The sequence below is a fragment of the Mycolicibacterium palauense genome (genome assembly GCF_002592005.1).
GTDB classification, from domain to species: domain Bacteria; phylum Actinomycetota; class Actinomycetes; order Mycobacteriales; family Mycobacteriaceae; genus Mycobacterium; species Mycobacterium palauense.
Window position 1 is genome coordinate 60,124 of sequence record NZ_NVQF01000011.1, and the last position, 23,249, is coordinate 83,372.

General features: G+C 68.9%; 24 protein-coding genes and 1 tRNA gene. 13 read left to right on the forward strand and 12 right to left on the reverse strand.

The genetic code is table 11. The features are described from left to right. Nucleotides 1–60 precede the first annotated feature (60 nt). Nucleotides 61–1,428 carry a wax ester/triacylglycerol synthase domain-containing protein gene (locus tag CSR00_RS06860; RefSeq protein ID WP_099021642.1) on the reverse strand — a complete coding sequence of 456 codons (1,368 nt, stop codon included), beginning with the start codon at nucleotides 1,426–1,428 and terminating at the stop codon, nucleotides 61–63. Nucleotides 1,429–1,579: 151 nt separating this feature from the next. On the opposite strand from CSR00_RS06860, the gene CSR00_RS06865 reads away from it, so the two are divergent. Continuing rightward, nucleotides 1,580–1,963: a SpoIIAA family protein gene (locus CSR00_RS06865; RefSeq protein WP_141564302.1), complete on the forward strand. Its 384-nt coding sequence runs from the start codon at nucleotides 1,580–1,582 to the stop codon at nucleotides 1,961–1,963. Between the two features lie 16 nt (nucleotides 1,964–1,979). Here CSR00_RS06865 and CSR00_RS06870 read toward each other — a convergent pair whose 3' ends face one another. The 3 genes from CSR00_RS06870 to CSR00_RS06880 all read right to left on the reverse strand — a co-directional run bounded on the left by CSR00_RS06870 (nucleotide 1,980) and on the right by CSR00_RS06880 (nucleotide 5,423). Next, nucleotides 1,980–3,371, reverse strand: a complete 1,392-nt coding sequence (locus CSR00_RS06870) for a WS/DGAT/MGAT family O-acyltransferase (RefSeq protein WP_099021644.1) — start codon at nucleotides 3,369–3,371, stop codon at nucleotides 1,980–1,982. Nucleotides 3,372–3,448: 77 nt separating this feature from the next. Continuing rightward, complete coding sequence (locus CSR00_RS06875; RefSeq protein ID WP_099021645.1) at nucleotides 3,449–4,924, reverse strand: glutamate-cysteine ligase family protein; 1,476 nt, start codon at nucleotides 4,922–4,924, stop codon at nucleotides 3,449–3,451. A 55-nt stretch (nucleotides 4,925–4,979) separates the two neighbouring features. Beyond that, a complete protein-coding gene (locus CSR00_RS06880) occupies nucleotides 4,980–5,423 on the reverse strand; it encodes a TIGR03618 family F420-dependent PPOX class oxidoreductase (protein WP_099021646.1) in 444 nt (147 codons plus the stop codon). Nucleotides 5,424–5,608: 185 nt separating this feature from the next. On the opposite strand from CSR00_RS06880, the gene CSR00_RS30590 reads away from it, so the two are divergent. The 4 genes from CSR00_RS30590 to CSR00_RS06900 all read left to right on the forward strand — a co-directional run bounded on the left by CSR00_RS30590 (nucleotide 5,609) and on the right by CSR00_RS06900 (nucleotide 7,714). After that, nucleotides 5,609–5,938, forward strand: a complete 330-nt coding sequence (locus CSR00_RS30590; protein WP_245905875.1) for a hypothetical protein — start codon at nucleotides 5,609–5,611, stop codon at nucleotides 5,936–5,938. Nucleotides 5,939–5,968: 30 nt separating this feature from the next. Continuing rightward, a complete protein-coding gene (locus tag CSR00_RS06890; protein ID WP_245905876.1) occupies nucleotides 5,969–6,757 on the forward strand; it encodes a bestrophin-like domain in 789 nt (262 codons plus the stop codon). A gap of 164 nt (nucleotides 6,758–6,921) precedes the next feature. Further along, a complete protein-coding gene (locus CSR00_RS06895) occupies nucleotides 6,922–7,347 on the forward strand; it encodes a hypothetical protein (RefSeq protein ID WP_099021648.1) in 426 nt (141 codons plus the stop codon). Between the two features lie 34 nt (nucleotides 7,348–7,381). Beyond that, nucleotides 7,382–7,714, forward strand: coding sequence for a cupin domain-containing protein (locus CSR00_RS06900; RefSeq protein WP_099021649.1), 333 nt, complete (start codon nucleotides 7,382–7,384; stop codon nucleotides 7,712–7,714). Here the strand turns inward: CSR00_RS06900 and CSR00_RS06905 are convergent. Then, on the reverse strand, nucleotides 7,708–7,914 hold the full coding sequence (locus CSR00_RS06905) for a hypothetical protein (RefSeq protein ID WP_099021650.1): 207 nt from the start codon (nucleotides 7,912–7,914) through the stop codon (nucleotides 7,708–7,710). The two genes, CSR00_RS06900 and CSR00_RS06905, sit on opposite strands and share 7 nt — an antisense overlap. A 328-nt stretch (nucleotides 7,915–8,242) precedes the next feature. Between CSR00_RS06905 and CSR00_RS06910 the strand changes: the two genes are divergently transcribed. Beyond that, nucleotides 8,243–8,851 carry a GNAT family N-acetyltransferase gene (locus CSR00_RS06910; RefSeq protein WP_099021651.1) on the forward strand — a complete coding sequence of 203 codons (609 nt, stop codon included), beginning with the start codon at nucleotides 8,243–8,245 and terminating at the stop codon, nucleotides 8,849–8,851. Here the strand turns inward: CSR00_RS06910 and mbtN are convergent. The 6 genes from mbtN to crcB (CSR00_RS06940) all read right to left on the reverse strand — a co-directional run bounded on the left by mbtN (nucleotide 8,848) and on the right by crcB (CSR00_RS06940) (nucleotide 13,846). Continuing rightward, nucleotides 8,848–10,062: a mycobactin biosynthesis acyl-ACP dehydrogenase MbtN gene (mbtN, locus tag CSR00_RS06915; RefSeq protein ID WP_099021652.1), complete on the reverse strand. Its 1,215-nt coding sequence runs from the start codon at nucleotides 10,060–10,062 to the stop codon at nucleotides 8,848–8,850. The two genes, CSR00_RS06910 and mbtN, sit on opposite strands and share 4 nt — an antisense overlap. After that, entirely contained in the window at nucleotides 10,059–11,654 is a 1,596-nt protein-coding gene (gene mbtM / locus CSR00_RS06920) for a long-chain-fatty acid--ACP ligase MbtM (protein ID WP_099021653.1), read from the reverse strand. The genes mbtN and mbtM overlap by 4 nt, the downstream gene beginning before the upstream one ends. After that, a complete protein-coding gene (locus CSR00_RS06925) occupies nucleotides 11,651–11,911 on the reverse strand; it encodes an acyl carrier protein (protein ID WP_099021654.1) in 261 nt (86 codons plus the stop codon). Before CSR00_RS06925 ends, mbtM begins: the two co-directional genes overlap by 4 nt. Before the next feature lie 63 nt (nucleotides 11,912–11,974). Beyond that, on the reverse strand, nucleotides 11,975–13,066 hold the full coding sequence (locus CSR00_RS06930; protein ID WP_245905877.1) for a DUF190 domain-containing protein: 1,092 nt from the start codon (nucleotides 13,064–13,066) through the stop codon (nucleotides 11,975–11,977). Beyond that, nucleotides 13,063–13,428, reverse strand: coding sequence for a fluoride efflux transporter CrcB (crcB, locus tag CSR00_RS06935; RefSeq protein ID WP_099021655.1), 366 nt, complete (start codon nucleotides 13,426–13,428; stop codon nucleotides 13,063–13,065). Before crcB (CSR00_RS06935) ends, CSR00_RS06930 begins: the two co-directional genes overlap by 4 nt. A 19-nt stretch (nucleotides 13,429–13,447) precedes the next feature. Then, nucleotides 13,448–13,846 (reverse strand): fluoride efflux transporter CrcB, encoded by a 399-nt coding sequence (gene crcB, locus CSR00_RS06940; protein ID WP_099021656.1) that lies wholly within the window; start codon nucleotides 13,844–13,846, stop codon nucleotides 13,448–13,450. A 123-nt stretch (nucleotides 13,847–13,969) separates the two neighbouring features. On the opposite strand from crcB (CSR00_RS06940), the gene pgm reads away from it, so the two are divergent. The 6 genes from pgm (at nucleotide 13,970) to CSR00_RS06970 (ending at nucleotide 20,519) form a co-directional block, all read left to right on the forward strand. Continuing rightward, nucleotides 13,970–15,604 (forward strand): phosphoglucomutase (alpha-D-glucose-1,6-bisphosphate-dependent), encoded by a 1,635-nt coding sequence (gene pgm, locus CSR00_RS06945; protein ID WP_099021657.1) that lies wholly within the window; start codon nucleotides 13,970–13,972, stop codon nucleotides 15,602–15,604. Continuing rightward, entirely contained in the window at nucleotides 15,601–16,872 is a 1,272-nt protein-coding gene (locus CSR00_RS06950) for an MFS transporter (protein WP_099021658.1), read from the forward strand. The genes pgm and CSR00_RS06950 overlap by 4 nt, the downstream gene beginning before the upstream one ends. Before the next feature lie 65 nt (nucleotides 16,873–16,937). Then, nucleotides 16,938–17,013: transfer RNA gene (locus CSR00_RS06955), tRNA-Ala, on the forward strand. Between the two features lie 327 nt (nucleotides 17,014–17,340). After that, nucleotides 17,341–18,381, forward strand: coding sequence for a tryptophan--tRNA ligase (gene trpS / locus CSR00_RS06960; protein ID WP_099021659.1), 1,041 nt, complete (start codon nucleotides 17,341–17,343; stop codon nucleotides 18,379–18,381). Nucleotides 18,382–18,645: 264 nt separating this feature from the next. Further along, a complete protein-coding gene (locus CSR00_RS06965; RefSeq protein WP_141564304.1) occupies nucleotides 18,646–18,975 on the forward strand; it encodes a hypothetical protein in 330 nt (109 codons plus the stop codon). After that, on the forward strand, nucleotides 18,972–20,519 hold the full coding sequence (locus CSR00_RS06970) for a hypothetical protein (RefSeq protein ID WP_099021661.1): 1,548 nt from the start codon (nucleotides 18,972–18,974) through the stop codon (nucleotides 20,517–20,519). The genes CSR00_RS06965 and CSR00_RS06970 overlap by 4 nt, the downstream gene beginning before the upstream one ends. Before the next feature lie 116 nt (nucleotides 20,520–20,635). Here the strand turns inward: CSR00_RS06970 and CSR00_RS06975 are convergent, their stop codons facing one another. Continuing rightward, nucleotides 20,636–21,673 carry a phosphotriesterase family protein gene (locus CSR00_RS06975; RefSeq protein WP_099021662.1) on the reverse strand — a complete coding sequence of 346 codons (1,038 nt, stop codon included), beginning with the start codon at nucleotides 21,671–21,673 and terminating at the stop codon, nucleotides 20,636–20,638. Between the two features lie 137 nt (nucleotides 21,674–21,810). On the opposite strand from CSR00_RS06975, the gene CSR00_RS06980 reads away from it, so the two are divergent. Continuing rightward, nucleotides 21,811–23,220, forward strand: coding sequence for a purine-cytosine permease family protein (locus tag CSR00_RS06980; RefSeq protein WP_099021663.1), 1,410 nt, complete (start codon nucleotides 21,811–21,813; stop codon nucleotides 23,218–23,220). The last annotated feature ends 29 nt before the right edge of the window (nucleotides 23,221–23,249 follow it).

The window sequence follows — 23,249 nt, forward strand, 5'->3', positions numbered from 1 at the left end:
GCCTGCACCTTTCTGTCAGGCTTCATCTCTGTCAGGCTTCGTCACACGTGACCACTCGCGTCACTCGTCGGCCAGCGCCAGCACCTCGCCGAACCCGGCGGTCAGGCAGTCGTAGAACTCGTCGTAGTCCGGGATCGCGCCCGTGTCGACGTCGATGCCGAGCTCGCAGGTGTCGACATAGGTCAGCAGCGTGACGTTGACCGCGGCCCCGATCGTCGGGCCGAACGCGTACTGGGCGCGCACCTTGGCCCCGCCCAGGAAAACCGGTACCGGGATGCCGGGGACGTCGCTGGCCAGGAAGTCCACGTGGCGCAGGATCGACCCGATGTACCAGCGCGGCATCAGGTTCAGCGCCCCGGCGATCACCTGCGTGTACGGCAGGGACCTCTCGTGGCGCACCCGCTCGGTGCGTTCGCGGATGGCCCGGATGCGGTGCGCGGGGTCGGCCTCGCCGACGGGGACGTCGAAGCGCATCAGGGTGATCCGGTTGCCGCCCATCTCGTCGTCCTCGTGGCGCAGGCTGATCGGCATGGTCAGGTGCAGGTCCCCGACGCTGTGGCCGTGCTTGTCGTGGTAGCGGCGCAGGCCGCCCGCCACCCCGGCCACGAAGGCGTCGTTGAGCGCACCGCCGCTGCGGTGGGCGGCCTCGCGCAGCGCGGGCAGCGGGACCTCCAGAACGCCGAGCCGGCGCACGCGCGAGCGCTTCTTCATCAGCGGTGAGCCGGTCTGGTTCACCGGACGCACCGTGCGATACACCGACGCCGCCAGCTGGGTTGCCGCCGCGGTGGTCTCCCGGGGGCGCCGAATGGTGTTGTACAGCAGCTTCGGCGCTGCCTTGAGCACCCCGGAGGCGGCGCTGCCGATCAGGCCGACGTCATAGCGCACGGCATCGCGATAGGCGCCGAGCAGCTGCGGATGCTCGGCCCACGGCGCGGCGGTCTCCTGGTCCAGCGCGCGCGGTGTCTCGGTCAGATCGAACAGTGTCATCGCGATCTGCACCCCGCCGACGCCGTCGGTGAGGGCATGGTGGAACCTGCAGAGCACCGCGGCTCCGCCGTCCTCCAACCCGTCGATGAGGGTGGTCTCCCACAACGGCCGGGCCCTATCGAAATCGGCCATCGCCGCGACGCGGGCCATCTCCAGCACACCTTCGCGGCTGCCCCCGTCCGGTGCGGCGACCCGGCGCATGTGGAAGTCGAGGTCGAAGTCCGGGTCGAACTCCCACCGGGGCGGTGCCGGCGGAAGCGACCCGACGACCCGCTTGCGGAACATCGGCAGGGTGCGGCTGAGGTGGTCCCAGCGGGCCCGCATCGAGGCCCAGTCCGGGGTGCGTTCCAGCACGATCAGTGTCACGACCGTCGAACGCAGCCGTGGATCGGTCTCCATCGACCAGGTGAACGCGTCGCTGTTGCGCATGAAATCCGTCATGGTGCTCTCCGGGTTCACCGTAGGTCGCCCGTCACGACCGACGCGGCCGGATCGTGAAACTGAGGACCTTGTCCCCTGCCCGTGGGGCCCTATGCCGGGCGACCTCCGTCCTTGACGCTCGGATAGTCGGGAAGGAGGCGGCCGGTCCTCGGTGCGCCGAAGTCGAGCCGAACTGGAGGTCGATGTGATCGAGAAGATGTCGCGCAGCCATGACAACGTACTGGGATTCCGGGTCAGCGGGGACGTCACCCGCGACGACTACGAGGTCCTGGATCCCGAGGTGCGTTCGGCCGTCGACACCGCGGGCTCGGCGCGGGTTCTGCTCGACCTGACCGATTTCCACTGGGAGAAGGTCGAGGCGTGGGGTTCCGACCTCCGATTCGGGCGCGAGTACCACAAGTCGATCGATCGGATGGCGCTGGTCGGCCATCACCAGTGGGAGAAGTGGCTGGCCAAGATCGCGGAGCCGTTCTACGCCCAGCAGGCCCGCTACTTCCCCGACGTCGAGCAGGCCTGGGCCTGGCTGGAGTCCTGACGGGCAGGCCCGCCCGTCAGGTCGCCGACGCGAGTCCGGCGGCGTGTTCCAGTTCGGTGAGCGCCGGCTCGATCGCGGCGGCCAGTTCGTCGATGTCGTCGGCGACCTCGGGAGTGGTCACGAAGCCGAACTCCAGCGACCCGTTGTAGCTGACGCAGGTGATGTTCAGTGCCACGTCGAGCATGACCGGTCCCAGCGGCATCATGTGCTCCACGACCGCGCCGGCCACGTACATGGGGAAGTCGGGGCCGGGCACATTCGACACCACCAGGTTGATGGGGGCGACGTGGCCGCCGATGTGGCTGGCCGTGTAGGCCCGGGCGGCCAGGGCCAGCAGGCCCGGAGGCGTCGTCTCCGTCATGCCCATGATCTGATGCGCGGTCAGTGCCTTGGCCATCTCCTTGGCGCCCTGGGTGTTGCGGAAGATGGTCGCCATCCGCTCGGCGGGATCCTCGATCTCGGTGGCCAGCCCGACGGTCATCGAGCTGATCTGATTGCCGATCTCCCGGTCGTCGCTGTGCGTGGAAATGGGCACCTGGGCCACCAGCGGCCGGTCGGGCAGTTCGTCGCGTTTCTGCAGGTAGCTGCGCATCGCACTGGACACCAGCGCGAGCACCACGTCGTTGGTCTTCACACCGAACGCGGACTTGACCGCCTTGACCCGCTCGAGTTCGACGGTGTGGGCGCTGATGCGTCGCTGTGTGGAGATCTCGGCGTTGAACCGGGTCCGGGGGGCGTCGAAGAACCTGGGCGGTTTGTCGGGCAGGCCCCGGACGGCGAACTGCTGGGTGAGTGTCTGCTGGGCCATCCGGGCGAGCCGGTAGGGCGTGCGGATGGCCAGGTTGAAGACCCCGCCGAGCGCGCGCAGCTCGAACGGGGGGAGCTTGCTGCGCTTCGAGGAGGCGGCGTCGATCACCGCCGGTGGGCGCGGCTGCTCGGTGACGTCGAGCATGATCTCGCTGAGGTTGGCGCCGGAGACCCCGTCGACGAGGGCGTGGTGCATCTTGGTCAGCAGCGCCACCCGGTCGCCTTCGAGGCCCTCGATGAACCACGTCTCCCACAGCGGCCGGTTCCGGTCCAGCTGATAGGAGAGCAGACGCCCGACCAGTTCCTCCAACTCCGGGCGTCCGCCCGGCTCCGGCACGGCCACTCTGCGGATGTGAAAGTCGAGGTCGATCGTCTCGTCCTCGACGTACCACGGCCGGTCCAGCCCCAGCGGGGCGCCGGCAACCCGGCAACGCAGCACCGGCATCTCCGGAAGGCGTTGCGCAATAATATCTTTGAGTGCCTGAAAGCTGAACTGCGGGGCCGAGGTGGGGTCGCAGATGGTCAGTCCGGCACCGTGCATGTGCCAGGCATGGGTCTCGGCGAACCAGAAGGCGGCATCGACGCTCGAGAGGCGGCGCATGGCGACAGGGTAGAGCAGAGCAGTCCCTTCGACGGGTGAACGCCAAAACCCGGCGCCCGGGCCCGATCAGCGCCTGCTCACGGCAGCGGCCACTCGTGGACCGGCGCCCCGGAGTGCGCGTACTCGGCGTAGCGGCGGGTCATCTCGTGCAACGCCGCGACGCGCGTCAGCCCGCCCACCTCCAGGTGCTCGACCATCGCCGTTTGCCAGTCGGCGCCGGTGCGACCACGGCGCACGCGACCCTCGATCACGCCGAGGTAGCGGTCACGGTCGGCGGCCTCCACACCCCAGGCGTCGAGCCCGTCCGCCGCGGCCGGCAACAGCACCTCCCGGGCCAGCCGCTGGGCGGGATGATCCGCACCGTCCCAGTGCAGCGTGGCGGTCAGCCCGTCGCGCGCCCCCCGGTGCAGGTCGCGTTCGGCGATCGCGAACGGCGTGCCCGCCCACGGCGCGCGCCCGCTGTCGGCGACCGACCGGACCAGTCCGTAGTAGAACGCGGCGTTGGCGGCCATGTCGACGGCGGTCGGTCCGCTGGGCAGCACCCGGTTCTCGATGCGCAGCTGGGGGCGGCCGGCCTGGACGTCGTAGACGGGACGGTTCCAGCGCCACACCGTCCCGTTGTGCAGCCGCAGCTCGTGCAGGGCCGGGGCCCGGCCGGCGTCGACGGCCGCGTCGGGATCCTCGTCCTCCAGGGTGGGGAACAACGGCGGGTAGTGCGCGACCAGGTCGTCGAAGAGTTCCAGGGGGCCGTCGATCCAGCTGTCGCCGAGCCGCACCCGGCTCGGCGCGCTGGCGCGCACCTCCCGGGGCCGGCGCGTGTCCAGCAGCTGCTCCAGCAGCGTGATGCGGGTTTCCCGCCAGGCCCGACGGCCCAGCAGGAACGGCGAATTGGCGGCCACGGCCACCTGGGCGCCGGCGATCATCTGCGCGGCGTTGTAGTAGTCGGCGAACCGGTCGGCGGACACCCGCAGGTGCAGCTGCAGGCTGGTCGCGGCGGCCTCGGGCGCCACCGAGTCGGTGGCGAACTCGACGGTCTCGGCGCCGTCGTCGATGCGGATGGCGAAAGGCCGGTGACGGGCCGACCGCATGCGGCGGTTCATCAACGCGTAGCGCGGATTGTCCGAGATGCGCTCGACCGTCAGGTGTTCGGCGCTCGCCGTGGGCAGCGTTCCGACCGCGACGATCCGCACGCCCAGACCCTCGATGCGTCCCCGAGCGGTGTCGATCGCGTCGCGCACATCGCGCTCGGTGTCGCGCAGCACCGGGCCCGTCATCGGCCGCGGGGCCACGTTCAGCTCCACGTTGAACCGGCCGAGCTCCTGCTGCATGTCGAGCCGGCCCAGCCGGCTCAGCACGGCATCGTTGACCAACCGCGGGCGTCCCAGCGGGTCGACGAGGTCGAGTTCGACCTCCAATCCCATGGTGTCGGTGTGCTCGGCGAACCAGCCCGCATCGAGCATGCGCCGCAGCGCCGCGACGCAGCGGGCAAGCCTGCGCTGCACCGCTTCCGCGTGGCCGAGCGCCAGCGCCGAGGCTTCGATGCGGTCACCCATGCGGTGTGCCTTCCTCCATCACCTGCTAGGCCGTCATCTGTCGGGCCAACACCTGTCAGGCGTTGCCGTAGACCCGGGTGGGGGTGATGAGCACGACGGCGCGGCGTTCCTCCCGCATGACCCGGTCGTACTCGTCCCAGTCGTCGTGACTGCCGCCGGCGGCGGTGAATGCCGCTCGGAGCAGCCGGGTCAACTCCGCATCGGAGGTCAGCCAGGGCTGCGGGTCGTCGGGACCGGCGATCTCGGCGCGGCCCTCGACGGTGGCCCACCGCCATCCCCGCCGGAACGTCACCGCGATCTGGGGGCGCACCCGCAGATTGGCGAGTTTGACCTTGCCGTAGGTGACGAACGCCAGCACGGCCTGACCGGTGGCCGGGTGGGTCAGCGGCCCGGCGTTGATCAGCGACGACTGGATCGTCTGGTCGGCGCGCAGGGTCGCGACCACTGCCAGACCGTTCTCGTCGCGGCCCAGTGCGAGGGCTTCCTCGAGGGAGGTCACGGGACGCAGCGTACGTCAGGGCTCCTCCCCGGTCACCGGGGTTGCGCCGTGATGGTCGAATCCCGTCGGGGCGGCCCGGCGCGTGGCAAGCTGTCCCCACACCCGTGGAGTTCATGGCGTGACTGCCGAGGCGGATCCGACAACAGGAGAGCGCGATGATGGTGGGGGTTCGGCGGAGCTCGGCGATGCTCGCAGTGGTTGTCACAGGGGTGTTGTCCCTGGTGTTTTCGCTGGTGTTCTCGGTGGTGTTCTCGGTGGTGGCGCAGATCGTCGCGCCCGCGGTGGGCCGGGCCGAGGAGCCCTGCCCGGCCGGCATGTACTGGGACGTCTACACCGCGCAGTGCCTCTACTACGACGTGAACGTCTACCTCAACCCGCCGAACCCGATTCTCGGGCCGGCCGGTCCCATCGGTGTCGGGGGAGTGGTCGGCCCCGTTGGACCCGGTCCGGTGGGTCCTGGACCCGTGGGCCCCGGGCCCCTGGGGCCCGGACCGGGAGGGCCCGGGCGGCGGTAGGCGAGGCGGGTCTGTCCGGGAGCGGGCACCGTGAGCGCGTGGCTCGTCAGCCGGGTTCCCCCTCCGCTGCTGCTGCTCGGCCTGATCGTGCTCGTCGCCGGCGGGGCGGTCCTCATCCAAATGTATGTCCGGCGGCGCTACCCGGCGCTGCGGCACGACGACCATAACGACGCCACCAAGTTCACCTACGGCGTGATCAGCCTCGTCTACGCGTTCTTCATCGGGTTCCTGGTGTCGGCGATGTGGGGGCAGGTGAATGCGGCCAGCGTCAAGGCGCTGGCCGAGGGGGCAGCGGCGGTGCAGTTGGCCCGCGACGCCACGGTCTTCGCCGTCGATGACGAGCAGCGGATACGTCAGAGCCTGTTGGACTACGAACGGGCCGCCATCGCCGAATGGTCGGACGTCGAAGGGGGGCGTCGACGCGAGGTCGATGCCGCGCTGGACGGCGTGTACTCCGCCTACGGGCAGGTGCGGGTGGGTACCGAGGCGCAGAAGGCGCTGCTGGCCACGTCCTTCGGCAACCTGGACAAGATTAGTCAGGCGCGCACCGAGCGGATCCTGCAGGCGCGTGAGGACAACGGCCCGCCGTGGCCGCTGTGGGTGGTGATCTTTCTGACCAGCGCGATGGTTCTGGGCACCGCGATCGTCTACGGCGTCGAGCGGCCGTCCCTGCACTATCCGATGGTCGCCGTGGTCGGAGTGCTGGTGGCCGCCAACCTGTTTCTCATCCTGCAGTTGTCCCACCCATTCCTCGGCGGGCTGGCTACCTCCTCGGTGCCCCTGCAGGAGGCCGTCTCGGTCCTGGATCGCTCGTCGTGACAGGGACGGGCGGGGGCTGGCCGGGGACGGGGCCGCGGCTCTAGCCTCGAAGACAGGTGACCGGCCGGATGGCTCCAGATGGCTCCAGCCGTCTACCCGATCCCTTCGTGGTCGGGCCGGGCGGGTGGAACCGGGGCAGGCGCATCGAGGAACCGGGAGGGTGCATGGACGTATCGTCGGCGGTGGCCGCCGCGGCGGTCTTCGTGTGGCTGGGCATGGTGCTGGCGATCTCGTTCCTCGAGGCGCCGCTGAAGTTCCGCGCTCCCGGTGTCACGCTGCAGCTGGGGCTGGGGATCGGCCGGCTAGTGTTTCGCGCGCTCAATGCGTGCGAAGCGCTGCTGGCGGCGGTGGTGTTGATCGCCTTGATGATCGGCCCGGCCCCAGGCGGCGCCGTGGCCGCCTTCGCCGTGGCCGTCGCCGCACTGGCGCTGCAACTGCTCGCCGTGCGCCCGGCGTTGGCGCGGCGGTCCGACGCGGTTCTGGCGGGTGCGCAGGGGCCGCGGTCGAAGGCGCACTACGGCTATGTGGTGTTCGAGGTCATCAAGGTCGGAGCACTGGTGGTCACCGGAGTGGCGTTGCTGGCCGGTTAGCCACTTCATCAGCCCGGATTCCGGAGGAGAGAAGATGAACGTTCTGTCGCTGAACACCCTGGTCGAGGATCGGCTCGCGGCGGCGAGGGCCGCCCACAGCGGTCGCGCGGCGCACACCGTCTACGGGGGGCACGAGCATCTGCTGCGGCAGACGCTGATCGCGCTGGCGGCGGGTCAGGCGCTGGGGGACCACGAGAGCCCGGCGGAGGCCACCCTGCAGGTGCTGGCCGGTCACGTCCGATTGACCGCCGGGGAGGACAGCTGTGACGGCCGGGCCGGGGACCTACTGGTCATCCCGGCGCAGCGGCACAGTCTCGCGGCGATCGAGGACTCCGCGGTCCTGCTGACGGTGCTCGCCGATCAGTGATTCTCGACCGCGCCGATGGCGAAGGCCAGACCGAGCGCGGCGACCAGCAGAGCCGTCAGTGCCGGGCTTGAGCTGCCGAAAAGGCTGAGCAGCGGCGCGCCGGTCGGTTCGAAGAACCGTTCGGCGACCGCAACGGCGACACCGGCAACGGCCAGCACAAGGCCGAGCACGAACATTCCGGCGCGGACCTTGGTCTTCACTGTTTCGTCCCCTTGATGAACATTATGGTGAATATTGACGGTGTCAACGTAATCGAGGTTACGGACGCTGTCCAGCGACTGTGGCGAAAATGTGACCTATCGCCGGTGTGATCCTTGTGGGTGAGTTTGGCTCGTTGACGTGCATAGACCTTGGCATCGCGCTTAGGGACCTTTGTCACTGTGTGGAGATGGCAACGATCTGCTGCCGTAGACATCCGATGATGTGATCCGAGAATGGACATTTCAGCAAACTTTGATCCCGTCAAGCGAGTTTGCCGGACAGGGGATAGGTAAACCTACCCTCACTTTCGGGTAGGCTTCGGGCGCGATGACTGGAACTGAGCCCACGCTGCCGATCCTGCCGAGAGAGCTCGACCCCGTCCCCGACGCCGTGGCCGCATTGCCGGCCCCGCCGGTGCCGGCGCTCGCCGAGCCGTACGCCATCCGCGTGGTCGACCCCGATCGGGACGCCGAGATGATCTCGGAGTGGATGAACCGCCCGCACCTGGCCGAGGCATGGGAGTACGCCTGGCCCGCACCCCGGTGGCACCGCTACCTGAGCGCCCAGCTGGCGGGGGCCTACTCGCGGCCGCTGATCGCCAGCCTGCGCGGCGTCGACCACGGCTACCTCGAGGTCTACCGGGCGGCGCGGGACTCCATCGCACCGCGCTATGACGCCGACGCCCACGACCTGGGATTGCACGCCGCCATCGCGGACCTGCGGGTGGTCAACCGCGGCTTCGGGCCGCTGGTGCTACCCCGGCTGACCAGGAGCCTGTTCGAACTCGAACCGCGTTGCCGCCGGATCATGTTCGACCCGGATCACCGCAACAGTGCCGCGCGCCGGTTGTGCGAGTTCGCCGGCTGCGAGTTCCTCGGCGAGCACGACATGGCCAACCGCCGGATGGCCCTGTACGCGCTGCACCGCCCGAGCTAGTCGCGCCCGGTGGCGACGAATTCAGGCTCGGCCGAGAGCTCAGCTGAGAGTTCGGCCGAGAGTTCAGCCGAGAGTTCGTTGTAGCCGTCGAGGTCGGGCCTCATGGCCGCGGCGACGAGCTCCCAGAGCACCTCGTCGGTCCCGCCGCCGACCCGGGCCAGCTTCATGTCGCGCCACCACCGGCCCAGCGGCGTCTCGTCGACGAGGTAGCCCGAGCCGCCGAAGATGTGCATGCACTCCGAGAGCACCTCCTCGCCGAGCCGGGCCGCGGTCACCTTCACCGCGGCCGCCGCCCGCAGATCCAGCCGGCCCCCGGCGGCGATCCCGGTCAGGCCGTGGCGCAGCAGATCCACGCGGGCCTGCAGATCGGCCATCCGCAGCCGCAGCGCCTGGTGCTCGAAGAGCGTCGCGCCGAACTGGCGCCGGGAGACCATCCGGGCGTGAGTCACCGCGATCACCCGTTGGCACGAGGACGCGACCTGCCCGGCGATCGACATCCGCTCGTGGGCGAGGCCCCACGAGACGGCGGCCAGGCCGGTGCCGGGCCGGGCGACCATCGCATCGGCGGGCACCCAGGTGTCGATGTGCACCGCGGCGGTGTCCAGTGGCCCGGCGCCGACCTTGCGGTAGGGCCGTTGCACCTCGACCTGCGCGGTCGGTACCGCGATCACCATGACGTTGCCGTGGCGGCTCGCCGGGTCGTGGTCCACGCTGCGGGCCACGATCATGATGTGGTCGGCGATGGGGGACAGCGAGACGAACTTCTTGATACCCCGGATCCGGTAGCCGTCACCTTCCGTGTGGACCTCGGTCTCGCAGATCTGCAGGTCGGATCCCCCCGACTCCTCGGAGGCGCCGATGCACAGCACGGTCTGGCCGCGGATGGCGCCCGCGCAGATCTCCGTGAGGTACTGCGAGCGGCCGAACCGGCGCAGGATGGCCACCGCGGAGTCGTGCAGGCTCACGCCCACGCCGATACCGGCCGAGCCGAGGTGCCCCAGCTTGTAGGCCAGCGCGACGAGCTTTCCGACGTCGGGGTGCTGCTCGTCGCCCCACTTGCCGCCGAACACCCCGGCGGACCCGAGATACTCGATCAACTCTCGCGGAAAGCGTTCGGCCGCCTCGGCTTCGGCGGTCCAGGCGCGCACTCTGTCGTCGAACACCTCGTCCAGCAGAACCCGGTAGTCATCGAGGGAAAGCGGTGTGGTCACCGTGCGGCCTCCATCGTCGTCTTGACCTCCAGTCGGCGTAGCTTGCCCGAGGACGTGCGCGGCAGGGATCCCGGTGCGACGAACACGACGTCGGTGGGTACCACCCCGCACTCCGACGCCACCCGTTGCACCACCTCGCCGCGCGCCGCGTCCTCGTCGGGGCCGCGGAATTCCGCGGTGATCGCCAGGCCCGGGCGCATCGCGGCGGTGGCCCCGGCGCCCACGCCGACGGCCACGACCGCCCCTTCGCGTACACCGCGCACCTTCTCGGCGACGCGCTCCACCTCGGCGGGAAAGACGTTTCGCCCGGCGATGGTGATGATCTCCTTGGCCCGGCCGCACACCACGAGTCCGCCGTCGGTCAGATAGCCCAGGTCGCCGGTCCTGAACCACTCGCCGGCGGGCAGCGGTGGCGCACTCAGATAGCCCGACATCATCGAGGTGCCGCGGATCTCGACCTCGCCGATCTCGCGGTCGCCCGCGTCGTCGGTGCCGGTCTCGCCCGGCACGATGCGCAACTCCATGCCGGGGATCGGCTCGCCCAGCACGGCGTGCCGCGCCGACCGTCCCTCGGAACGGCGGATCTCGTCGTAGTGCAGGCCCACACCCGGTTTGGGCGCGGTGACCGCGCAGTTGGCCTCTGCGAGCCCGTAGGCCGGCGCGGCGGCGCCGCGGTCCAGGCCGAAACGCCGCATCTCGGTGAGGAACCGCTCGAAGCCCTCCACGTCGATCGGTTCGCCGCCGTTGATCGCGAAGCGCAGCCGACCCAGGTCGACGTCGCGGACCCGGCGCGCGTACCTGCCCAGCACGTTGAAGGCGAAGTTGGGCGCGGCGGTCAGCGTCGCGCCGCTCTCCGAGAGCCAGGTCAGCCAACGAAACGGTGAGGCGGCGAACGCGGCGGTGGGCGCCAGCCACAGTTCCGCGCCGCCGAGCGCGCTGCTGAGCAGAAACGACAGGCCCATGTCGTGGTAGAGCGGAAGCCACGTGCAGCCGGTGTCGACCGACGGGTCTACCGCGATATGCCTCAGCAGTCCCGTGACGTTGGCCAGCACGGCCGAGGGACTCAGCGCGGCGGTCTTGGGTACCCCGGTGGAGCCGGCGGTGCCCTGCAGCACCGCCACCGAACCCTCGGCGTCGCCGTCGCGGTGGGAGGCCTCCGGTGCGGCGCAGCGACCCGGCCGGCCGGCGTCGGCAAGGTCGTGCACCGTCAACGGTGAACCACTGTCGCGCAACGGATTCAGATGGGTCTCGGTGGAGAACACCGCGCCCACCCCGATCCCGGCGAACCGGTCCAGGGTGGCCGCCGCCCACCGGTGTTCGTCGGCGCCGCGCACCGGCCCGGGCAGGATCGACACGGCCCGGCGCGCCAGCCAGGCGCCCTGGATGGCGGCGACGAACTCCACGGTCGGTTCGCCGACGAGTCCGACCGCCCCGCCGGGGCCGTCGAGCACCCGTGTGGCGATCCGTTCGGCGCGGGCGTGTACCTCGGGCCAGGGATGGCGGGCCCAGGTGCCGCTGTCGCGGTCGAGGACGACGAGATCGCGCTCCGACGTCGTCATCGCCCGCGTCATGGCGTCGGCGAGCACGCTCACTGCGCGGCCGGCGCCTTGGCCAGCACGGCGGCCTCCAGATCGCCGACGGTGTCGCAGGAGAGCAGGTCTTCTTCGGACAGGGCGATACCGAGACGGTCCTCGATGGCCACCATGCCGACGGCGAACGCGACGGAATCCAGCCCGACGTCGTCGATGAGCCGCGAGTCGCGGGTCACACGGGTGACGTCGATGTTGAGGTCGTCGCGCAGGATCTCCTGGAGGGCAGCGCCGATGTCGGTGGGGTGGGAGGGCTCCATGCGCAGGGACGGTACACCTGCAAGTAAGCCTAGGCTAGGCTTACGCCGCTGTCGCCCGGCGTGTCAGTAGCGGTGCTGCGCCAACGTGGTGCCGCCGCCGCGCTGCTCTCCGTCGACGGCCACCAGCGCCGGAACCATCTCGCAGGTCACCAGCCCCTCGTTGGTGGTCAGGTCGTCGATGATGTCGAAGGTGTGGGCGATGCGCTCGGGGCTGTCGACGACGATGCTGGTGACCGGGACCTGCCGGGTGAGTCGGAACATGCTGTCGCCGCGGGGCTGCTGCGCGCCACGGAAACCCCACACGCTGCGCAGGACGGTGGCGCCGCTGGCCACCCCGCCCTCGCGCAGGCGCCGCACCAGCGCCCGGTGAATCGGCTCGCCCTCGTACAGGCTGGCCTCGCCGGTGTACACCATGAGCTTCTGCCACAGCGGCGCACCGCGGGCGTCGGCGGGCGGCAGGGCATACGGGCGCGCCACCAGTTCCCCGTCGCGCTTGCAGACCTGCACGCGTTCGACCGTCAGCAACGGGGTGGGCAGCATCGCGGTGAGCTCGGCCGCCGCGGCCTCGGCCCGCTCCGCCTCACCGACCGCGATGACCATCACCGGCACGTTGACGTTGCGGCTGAAGAACCGCGCCCGCTCCCGCTGGCCGTGGAAGGTGCCGTCGACTCCGAGCAGCGACACCGCGCTGTCGAAGCCGTGCCGGCGCAGCAGGCCGCACACCGCGACGTGCGCCGGCCTGCCCGCCACCCGTTGCTGGCGGCCCACGTACAGGGTCAGTTTCACCGGGTGTCCGCCGTCGGGCACCGGCAGGCCCGTGTCCTCGGCGCCGACCAGTCGGGCCCGCTCCAGGGTGATCAGGCCGCGCCCCGTCATGGCCACGACGTCGTCGACCAGGGTGGAGATCTTCGCGGCGGTGTCGACGGCCGCGACGGCCACCGGCGGGTCCTCCGACATGGTCAGGGTGGCGTCGGTGCGAATGATGTTGCGGGGACCGAAGCTGGCGATACCGCGCAGCATCACGCTGACCGCCACCGACGCCTCGTCGAACCGGTCCAGCATGGTCTCGGCGAGGAAGCGCCCGTCGGTGCGGGCCCGCTCGGCGAAGTATGTCGTGAGCTTGAGGAAGTCCTTGGCGGAGTCGTCGGTGGTCACAGCCACCCCGCGATCTGCTGTCCCAGGAACGCCGCGGCCACGCCGAACAGCAGACTGACGGCGACGTTGACCAGCGCCGGCCACAGCTGGCGTTCCTCGGCGAGCCGGTGGGTCTCCAGCATCCAGGTGGAGAACGTCGTGTAGGCGCCGACCAGTGAGGAGCCGGCCAGCAGGGCCACGTGCGGGCTCAGGGCCAGCCCGCTGACGAAGCCCAGCAGGACCGCACCGCTGAGGTTGACCGCCAGCGTGCCGAAGGGGAACGGGCGGCTGTTGCGCCGGCCGACGGCCCGGTCGACCATGAACCGCGCCACCGATCCCAGCCCGCCGATCACGGCGACACCCGCCCACAGCGCCACATTCATCGGCGCGCCCCCGCGCGGTTCATCGGCGCACCTCCGCGCGGCGCACCAGCCCCGTGGCGAGGTGTACCGCGACCAACCCGGCCGCGACGCTGGCGGCCAGGTACCCGGCCACCAGACCGTAGTTGTGGTGTTCGAGCATCCCCAGGATCTCCACCTGCATCGTGGAGAACGTCGTCAACCCGCCGCACAGCCCGGTCCCCAGCAGGGGCCGGCGGTAGCTCGACAGCGGCAGACGCTCCAGCAGCCGGGTGGTGAAGTACCCGAGGAGAAAGGCCCCCACGACATTGGCGATGAACGTCGGCCATGGCCAGTGGCCGTGGGGTGTCGCCGCCACCGTGGCCAGCCCGACCCGGGCCAGCGTTCCCAGCGCACCGCCGACGAACACGGCGGCCAGCTCGCGGTTGTCGTGACCCAGCACCCCGACAGTATGCCGAGTGTGGGGCTCCGACGCGTCCGACCGACATGCCCGGGCCCGGCTGTTCACCCCGGCGTCGCCCGGTCCGGCAGACACACCGGGGCAAAGCTGGGCAGAATTGGGGACATGGCAGCCAACCCGCGGGCCGGGCAACCGGCACAACCCGAAGACCTGATCGATCTGCCCCACCTCGTGACCGCCTACTACTCGATCACGCCCGACCCCGACGACGTCGACCAGCAGGTGGTGTTCGGAACCTCGGGTCACCGCGGCTCCAGCCTGGACGGGGCGTTCAACGAGGCCCACATCCTGGCCACCACCCAGGCGATCGTCGAATACCGCACCGCGCAGGGGACCACCGGGCCGCTGTTCCTCGGCCGCGACACCCACGGCCTCTCGGAGCCGGCCTGGACCTCGGCGCTGGAGGTGCTGGCCGCCAACGACGTTACGGCGCTGATCGACTCGGCCGACCGCTACACCCCGACCCCCGCGGTCAGTCACGCGATCCTGACCCACAACCGTGGCCGCGACAGCGGGCTGGCCGACGGGATCGTCGTCACTCCGTCGCACAACCCGCCCCGCGACGGCGGCTTCAAATACAACCCGCCCAACGGCGGGCCCGCCGACACCGACGCCACCGGTGCAATCGCCAAGCGTGCCAACGAGATCCTGCGCAACGGCCTGACCGAGGTCAAACGCGTGCCGCTGGCCCGCGCGCTGCAGAGCGCCCGCAAGCACGACTACCTCGACGCCTACGTCTCCGACCTGCCCAACGTGGTGGACGTGCACGCGATCTCCGCCGAGGGCATCCGGATCGGCGCTGACCCGCTGGGCGGGGCCAGCGTCGACTACTGGGCGGCCATCGCCGAGCGGCACAACCTGGAACTCACGGTGGTCAACCCGCTGGTCGATGCGACCTGGCGGTTCATGACCCTGGACACCGACGGCAAGATCCGGATGGACTGCAGCTCGCCCAACGCCATGGCCTCCCTGATCGGCAAGATCGGCGACTACCAGATCGCCACCGGCAACGACGCCGACTCCGACCGGCACGGCATCGTCACACCCGACGGCGGGCTGATGAACCCCAACCACTACCTGGCCGTCGCGATCGACTACCTCTACACCCACCGGCCCGAATGGCCGGCCGCGGTGGCCGTCGGCAAGACCGCGGTGAGCAGCTCGATCATCGACCGGGTGGTCGCGGGCCTGGAGCGCAAGCTCGTCGAGGTGCCCGTGGGATTCAAGTGGTTCGTCGACGGGCTGATCTCGGGCACCATCGGTTTCGGTGGCGAGGAATCGGCCGGGGCGTCGTTCCTGCGCCGCGACGGCTCGGTGTGGACCACCGACAAGGACGGCATCATCCTGGCGCTGCTGGCCTCGGAGATCCTGGCCGTCACCGGCAAGACCCCGTCGCAGCGGTATGCCGAGCTGGCCCAGACCTACGGTGCGCCCACCTACGCGCGCATCGACGCCCCGGCCGACCGGGAACAGAAGGCCCGGCTGGCCAAGCTGTCCGCGGAGCAGGTCAGTGCCACCGACCTGGCCGGGGAGCCCATCACCGCCAAGCTGACCACCGCCCCCGGCAACGGCGCCGCCCTGGGCGGGCTGAAGGTGACCACCGAGAACGCCTGGTTCGCCGCCCGTCCGTCGGGCACCGAGGACGTGTACAAGATCTACGCCGAGTCCTTCAAGGGGCCCGAGCATCTCGCGGAGGTCCAGGAAGCGGCCCGCGAGGTGGTCAATACAGTCATCTCGTGAGTTCCGTGACCGAGGGCGACTGTTCGGCGCACACCGAGCGGCCCAAGCTCCCCGGCGAAGTCTGGGTACTGGTCTTCTCCAACGCGGTCATCGCCCTGGGCTACGGCGTGGTCTCGCCGGTGCTGCCGCAGTACGCCCGCAACTTCGGCGTCAGCATCACCGCGGCGACGTTCGTGGTCACCGCGTTCGCCCTCATGCGGCTGCTGTTCGCCCCGGCCGCCGGGCGGATGATCCAGCGGCTGGGGGAGCGGCGCATCTACGTCAGCGGCCTGCTGATCGTCGCGCTGTCCACTGGGGCCTGCGCCTTCGCCCACGCCTACTGGCAGCTGCTGCTGTTCCGGGCCCTGGGCGGCATCGGGTCGACCATGTTCTTCATCTCCGCGCTGGGCCTGATGATCCGGATCAGCCCGCCGGATGCCCGCGGCCGGGTCGCCGGCATGTTCTCCTCGGCGTTCCTGGTCGGGTCGGTCGGCGGGCCGGTGCTGGGCAGCGTCACCGCCGGGCTGGGGTTGGCCGCGCCGTTCCTCATCTACGGGGCGGCGCTGCTGGTGGCGGCCACCGTGGTGTTCATCAGCCTGCGCCACTCCGCGCTGGCCGCGCCCGAGCCCGACACCGAGACCACCATGACCCTGGGCCAGGCGTGGCGCAACCGCGCCTACCGGGCGGCACTGCTGTCCAACTTCGCCACCGGCTGGTCGGCGTTCGGACTGCGCATCGCGCTGGTGCCGCTGTTCATCGTCGAGATGCTGCACCGCAGTCCCGGTGTGGCGGGCCTGGCGTTGGCCACCTTCGCCGTGGGCAACGTCGCCGCGGTCATCCCTGCTGGCCAGCTCTCCGACCGGGTGGGACGGCGGCTGCTGCTGATCACCGGGCTGTTCGTCGCCGGGGTGGCCACCGCCGTGGTGGGCCTGACCGACGGGCTGCCGCTGTTTCTGGCCACGGCGTTGATCGCCGGGTTCGCCACCGGCATCTTCACCTCGCCGCAGCAGGCCGCCGTGGCCGACATCATCGGCAGCAAGGCCCGCGGAGGTACCGCGGTGGCCACCTTCCAGATGATGGCCGACCTGGGGTCGATCATGGGATCGCTGCTGGTGGGCCTCATCGCCCAGCGGCTCTCGTTCTCCTGGGCGTTCGCCATCAGCGGCGCGATCCTGGTGGTCGGGGCCGTGGGCTGGCTGATCGCCCCGGAAACCCGGCCCCGCCGGGCGCCTCGATCCGACGATGAGGACACCCAGCCGCCGCCGGTGGGCCCCGAGGCCGCCGGGTAGGCCCCTCAACCAGCGGTTTTGAGGCAGGCATGTCGGTGGTGTAACTTCGAACAGCACAACTTCACGGGGCTATGGCGCAGTTGGTAGCGCACCACACTGGCAGTGTGGGGGTCAGGGGTTCGAATCCCCTTAGCTCCACCATACGAGTCGCGTTATTGGTGACAGCTGAGTCGCGACATGGGTTACAGATTCCCCGGCCATCGGTCGGGGTTTTTGTTTTGGTGGCGCCGGTGGTTTGTGGCGGGGTCGATGTGGTGGCTGCTGAGGATAGTGGCGTTCCGATCGTTCGCCGGCAGGCAGGCGCTCGCGCCGTGGTTGCTATCGTTGCCTGGTGATCGACATTCGACATGCGTGGTGGTGGCTGCTCCAGCAGCCCGTCTAGCCATGTCCGCGGGCTGTACGCAGCCCGCTAGTCATCTGACTTGATCGAGGTTTGTACAGCCCCCTTGACCATCCAGGAGCTGTACGTTGAATACCTTCTCTGCCACCATCCAGCGCAGCGACACGCTGCGTGCCGTCGTTGCCGAGCACCCCGACCGGTACCGCATTGTCACCGGCGAACGCCCCACGGGCCCTTTGCATCTCGGTCACTATTTCGGAACCATCTCCGAGCGGGTGCGGCTGCATGGTCTGGGTGTCGACACGTTCGTGATCCTCGCCGACTACCAGGTGATCACCGACCGCGATGCGATCGGTCGGGTCCGTGAGAACGTCTATACCGCCGTGCTGGACTATCTGGCTGCCGGGATCGACCCCGACCGTGCCACCATCTTCACGCACTCGTCGGTCCCGGCACTGAACCAGCTCCTGCTGCCGTTCCTGAGCTTGGTGACCGAGGCCGAGCTCCACCGCAATCCCACGGTCAAAGCGGAGCATGCCGCATCCGGCCGCGCCCTCAGCGGACTGCTGCTGACCTATCCGGTCCACCAGGCCGCCGACATCTTGTTCTGCAAGGGGAACCTGGTCCCCGTGGGGAAAGACAACCTGCCGCATGTCGAGCTGACCCGGGTGATCGCGCGACGCTTCAACGAACGCTACGGCGCGGTGTTCCCCGAACCGCAGGCACTGCTCACCTCGGCCCCGGAAGTTCCCGGTCTCGACGGGCGGAAGATGTCCAAGAGTTACGGCAACGCGATCGCATTGTCGATGACCGCCGACGAAACAGCGGACCTGATTCGCCGCGCCCCGACCGACTCCCAGCGACGCATCACGTTCGATCCCGTCAACCGTCCCGGCGTGTCCGCGCTGTTGACCACGGCTGCGCTGTGCTCCGGCCGCGCTGAACAAGAGCTTGCCAACGACATTGGCGACGCCGGGTCCGGGGCGCTGAAGAAGCTCACTACCGACGCGGTCAACGAGTTCCTCACCCCACATCGTCGACGTCGCACCGACTTCGCGCGCGACCCCGATCTCGTGCGCAGCGTTCTGCGGGACGGGAACCGGCGAGCCAACGTGGCGGCAAACCAAACCCTCGACGAAGTGCACGCTGCGATGGGAACCGCGTACTGATGCGTGCCATTCGGATAGGGCCCTCGCCGACTCGTGCAGCGTTGTCGGGCTCGCGCCATCTCGCACGTCGCCGCTGAAATCGGTACTTCACTAGCGTGCGCCACCACGTGCGTGGCCCGCTACCGCGAGTTCGGTGCGGGTGAGGACACCGGGGCGCGTGCAGGCGACTGTGCGAGCAACCTGGTACCCGCGCACACTCGCCCGGTGACAGGGAGGCGAGTACCATCCGCCGGTGTATCACCGGTGGACTGTAGGGGGCTGGCCATGCGTGTGTTGATCGAGAGTGATCCCGAATTCGTCTCCAGCGTGACGGTCGAGTTTGAGGCCGATCCCGGCGCCGCGGTGACGCCCACTGAGCCCGCGACCGACCTCACTGAACAGAGGTTTGGCCTCGCCGAGGCGGCTGCCATCATTGTGATCGTCAAAGGCGTGTTCGAAATCATCGAGGTCGTCAAACGGGTCGTCCGCAGATCCAAAAAGAAACAAACGTTGCGGCTGAAATCGGCTCTCGCGACTGTGGTGGTCGAGATCTCCCCTGACGTCACGGCCGAAGAACTGCAGGATCTTCTCGCGCCGCTGACTCAGCTGCCATGAACGATCGAGCCTCCTTGGATGAGGTTCTCCTGCCCGAGTACGGCCGATTCAACCCGCGATTCCTGGGACTGACCTTTCTTTTCGACTGTCCCGACGACTACAACGTTGTTCGGGCAGCGATGACCGGCCCCGGCGGACTGAGATCGCCGAAGGCCGCCGAAACGGGCCTGCACGAGATTGCGCTGCTGTCGGTCTTCGATCACGAGTATCGGCACTACCTGGACTTCCTGCTCAGTCCCTACAGCACGACGGTGTTTCGCATGCGCCTGCAAGCTCTCATCAACGGAAGTCAGGCGCTGTCGGCTGCTCGGGACCTGCCGGGCGACGTGCTACCGCTGCCGCTCACCCGCTGGGCGATATTGCCCGAGGCCGAGCGGCGGTCACATGAGGGCGACTGGTCCCAGCTGTTCGGACGTCAGGTGGGCGCGGTGCAGTTGCCTTCGCGGAGTAAATCAGATCTCTTGACCAACTTGGCAGCAGGAGTCACTTCAATTGGTCACAGGCTCACCCAGGACCAGTTCGAGGCCCACACCGATGCCGCCGTCAGGGCATACCTGCGGATCAGTCAACTCACCGAGGGGTTCGACGTTCCCGCGGTGCTGAGCCATTTGCGGCCGCCCTACGTCCATGAGGCGTCGGCATTGTCGGCTCAGCTCGCTGCGATCTTGGTCGCCCAGGGGGAGTTGGAGTTTTCCCGGTTCGCGAATCTCCTGATGAACAGCACTGCGCCCCAGGCGCGGGCGTGGCAGACCTGCTACACGTTGGCCCGGCAGCTCTCGGCCGACGAGGACTCCGTCTCTGTGGTCCGGCGGATCCCTTCCATCACGACGTGGGCGCTCTTCGGCAATCTCGAAATGGACGGGGCTGCGGGATGTCCGACGAGCCGGCTATCACGGCTGATGGTCGCTGTCGACGCCACGCCGGAGGATCCCCGGTGGCGCTGTGACATGGATGATCCCTCGTCGATCGATCGCATGTGGAGTCACTGGGACGAGACGACAGGCCTACGACCGTGGGCGGAGTCACTGGCCCGCCATGCCGACGTCACTCGTCGCTCGATCGACCAGTATGAAAACGTGCGTGCCGCCTGGGCAGGAGACCCCGAGATGGTGGACGCCGTGATAGCGGTACTCCGTCAGCTCATCGGCCACCAGGGGATTGCGCTCTCTACCCTTACAGAAGACCTGCGGCAGATCGTCGATCCTTTCCGATACGTCCAGATATCAGAACCCACCATGCTGTTGCCGGACATCCGGTTTGAGTTTCGCGGGTTCGGCATGGATCCCGCTGGTGCCCGGGCAGGCCGCTGGACCCATCGCCGGAGTGCCTCCGGTGATGAGATCACGACCGGGGTTGCCCTCAGCGGTGGCCCGTCCGGCGGCGAGGAAGGGGATACGTTGCTCGACCAGAAGCTGATGCTCGAACAGATGATGGAGTGGTGCGACCTCGCCTTCTCCGATCTGCCGGTACCGGACCATATCCACACGAGTGCCCGCCGCGGCATCGAGGACCTCACCGGCAAGCGCACCGTTCAACTTTTCTGATGCGCGGTTGCGTGACGACCAGCGCCACTTTCGAGAACACCTGAGCCGGTCTGTGGCGCATACATGGCGCTCCACGTTCCCCCGGGGGACCCGGTGCCGAGTCTCCGCGACGAGGGCTACGCCCCGGCCTCCTCGAACAGTCGCCTCGGATTCGAGGTCGACATCGCAGCGACGGCCGCGGGCTCGATTCCCCTTTCCACCAACCGTTCGGCGAACAATGTGGTGACGAACAGCAACCCGTTACCGCCGTAGCGCCGGAACATGGTCTTCAGGAAGGTGTCGTGGCTGAGCAGCAATTGGTGACCGTGCCCGCTCGCGGTCAGTGCGGCCAGCGACTCGACGGTCAGGTCGGGATTGGGGCACCGGCCTTCCCCGGTGAGCCAGAACGGCATGCCGATCATGTCGAACTCGAGCCAGACGCCGCGTTCGGCCAGGCGCCGCTGGTAGTCGCGGTCCGTGCCCGAGGCATCCATGTGGCACAGCACCACAGCGCCCGGTGCGACGCCCTGTTCGTCGAGGACGACCCGCAGCACCTCGACACCCAGGCGCTCCCAACTCGGAATGTGGATGAACAGCGGCACGCCGACCTCCCGCTGCGCGACGCAGGCGGCGCGCAGTGAGCGTCGTTCCCAGTCGGTGAAGTCGGGTGAGACCCCGATCTCGCCGATCACGCCGGGTCGCGGTGCGGCGGGATCGATCCCGTCGGTATGTTCGGAGATCAGCGCCGACGCCATCGCGTCGACGCTCAGGTCCAGGTCGGAGGCCGGGTGGAATTCCTCCATGTAGTTGCCGCTGCCCATGATGATCTGCACACCCGAGCGTCGCGACAGCTCCCGAAGACCCTCGGGGTTGCGGCCGATGGTCGGCAATGTCAGATCGACGACCGTCCGCCCACCGATGTCCCGAAAACCCGAGACCTCCTCGGCGAGCAGTTCGTCGTCGTCGACGACAAGATGGTCACGGCAGCCGTAGGGCCGCTCACGCAGATACCAGGCCAGTTCGGGACCCACGGTGGCGTCGAGCATCTCCGGATGTGCGGGATCGGGTTGGGTGCCGGCACGAAAGTCGAAGTAGAGGTGCTCGTGCGGCAGCACCACCCCGAGCTCGTCCGAGCCCACCCGGCCGGTGACGGTGGTGACCGCGACGGTGCCCATGCCCGGCGATTGTGCCGCAGCGGGCGCGCCCGCGCAGGGGATGCCGGAACGTTACGGCACGCGTTACACACCGGCGACTGCGGCGAAACAAACCATGCCTAACGTGTGCCGAAACGTTCCGGCAGAGGAGGTGTGGCATGGAAGCGACCACGAGCGCACAGACGGTCAAACAGCGGCGGGCGCGATTCGACGCCGACCACGGCATCGCGATCATCCCCGAGGACGCCCGACGGATGCGGCCACGCGATCTGGCCTACATCTGGACGGGCGGACTGTGCAACGTGCAGACGGTCGTCTTCGGCGCGCTGGTCGGCCTGACCGGTCTGTCGCTGTGGCAGTCGATCGTCGCGATCATCATCGCCAACTTCACCTGGTGCATCGCGGCCATGACCTCGTTCGCCGGCAACGCCTCGGGCACCACCGCGTTCGTCACCAGCCGAGCGCCCTTCGGCTACCGGGGCGGCCGCATCGCCTCGTTCTTCAACTGGCTCTCACAGCTGGTGTTCGAGACCAGCGGCCTCTACATGGTGGTGGTCGCCGTGCTCGCTCTCCTTGACTCGTGGGGCATGAGCAAGTCCATGGTGGTGACCGTCGCCGTGGTGATCTCGGTGATCATCATCCAGGGGGTGCTGCCGCGCCTGGGTCACGGCGCCATTCAGAAAGCCATGCGGCTGTTGGTCATCCCGGCCATCGTCTTCTTCAGCATCCTCGCCGTACTGACCCTGGGCAAGATTCAGCCGGGTTCGGTGCCGGACGCCGACCTGCCGCTGTTCGTCACCGGGCTCGCGGTCGCGATGTCGGTCTCGGGCGTGTCGTGGATGGCCAACGCGTCCGACTACTCGCGCTACCTGCCGACCAACACCACCCACGGTTCACACATGAGGGCGATGCTGGTGGGAGCGGCCATCCCGATGACCATCCTGATGATCCTGGGAGCCGCCGTCTCCACCATCTCCGCCGACTCCGCCGACCCCATTTCGGGTCTGCCCCAGACCTTCTCGAGCTGGTTCTTCGTCCCCTACCTGATCTTCGGCATCCTGCAGCTCCTGGCCATCAACAGCCTGGACCTGTACTCGTCGGGGGTCACCCTGCAGGCACTGGGCGCCCCGCTGAGCCGCGTCCAGGCCGTCATGCTCGACCTGATCATCTGCGGCGTCGTGGTGGTGGTCGCGCTGTTCAGCTCGGACTTCTACAGCTTCGTCACCACCATGCTGCTGTTCGTCATGGTGTGGCTGGGGCCGTGGGGTGCCATCCAGATCGCCGACTACTGGCTGCGCCGCGGCCGCTACGACACCGACGGGTTCTTCGCCGGACGCGACGGCATCTACTGGCGCGACAACGGCTTCCACACCCCGGCCTTCGTCGCTCTGATCGCGGGCGCGGTCACCGCCGTGCTGACCATCTCGACTCCGATCTTCACCGGACCGATCTCGTCGGGGCTGCTCGCCGATGCCGACATCAGCATCATCGCCTCGATGATCGTCTCCTCGGCCATCTACGTCCTGTGGGCCGGCAAGGCGGTGCGGGCCGAGGCCGCAAGCATATGACTCCGCTGACTGTCGGAATGATCGGTCCC

Bases quoted from the DNA above. Each gene is read 5' to 3' on its own strand.
- CSR00_RS06860 (WP_099021642.1), bottom strand. From the start codon at position 1,428: ATGACGGATTTCATGCGCAACAGCGACGCGTTCACCTGGTCGATGGAG.
- CSR00_RS06870 (WP_099021644.1), bottom strand. From the start codon at position 3,371: ATGCGCCGCCTCTCGAGCGTCGATGCCGCCTTCTGGTTCGCCGAGACC.
- CSR00_RS06875 (WP_099021645.1), bottom strand. From the start codon at position 4,924: ATGGGTGACCGCATCGAAGCCTCGGCGCTGGCGCTCGGCCACGCGGAA.
- CSR00_RS30590 (WP_245905875.1), top strand. From the start codon at position 5,609: ATGCTCGCAGTGGTTGTCACAGGGGTGTTGTCCCTGGTGTTTTCGCTG.
- CSR00_RS06895 (WP_099021648.1), top strand. From the start codon at position 6,922: ATGGACGTATCGTCGGCGGTGGCCGCCGCGGCGGTCTTCGTGTGGCTG.
- CSR00_RS06900 (WP_099021649.1), top strand. From the start codon at position 7,382: ATGAACGTTCTGTCGCTGAACACCCTGGTCGAGGATCGGCTCGCGGCG.
- CSR00_RS06910 (WP_099021651.1), top strand. From the start codon at position 8,243: ATGACTGGAACTGAGCCCACGCTGCCGATCCTGCCGAGAGAGCTCGAC.
- CSR00_RS06925 (WP_099021654.1), bottom strand. From the start codon at position 11,911: ATGGAGCCCTCCCACCCCACCGACATCGGCGCTGCCCTCCAGGAGATC.
- crcB (WP_099021655.1), bottom strand. From the start codon at position 13,428: ATGAATGTGGCGCTGTGGGCGGGTGTCGCCGTGATCGGCGGGCTGGGA.
- pgm (WP_099021657.1), top strand. From the start codon at position 13,970: ATGGCAGCCAACCCGCGGGCCGGGCAACCGGCACAACCCGAAGACCTG.
- CSR00_RS06965 (WP_141564304.1), top strand. From the start codon at position 18,646: ATGCGTGTGTTGATCGAGAGTGATCCCGAATTCGTCTCCAGCGTGACG.
- CSR00_RS06970 (WP_099021661.1), top strand. From the start codon at position 18,972: ATGAACGATCGAGCCTCCTTGGATGAGGTTCTCCTGCCCGAGTACGGC.
- CSR00_RS06975 (WP_099021662.1), bottom strand. From the start codon at position 21,673: ATGGGCACCGTCGCGGTCACCACCGTCACCGGCCGGGTGGGCTCGGAC.
- CSR00_RS06980 (WP_099021663.1), top strand. From the start codon at position 21,811: ATGGAAGCGACCACGAGCGCACAGACGGTCAAACAGCGGCGGGCGCGA.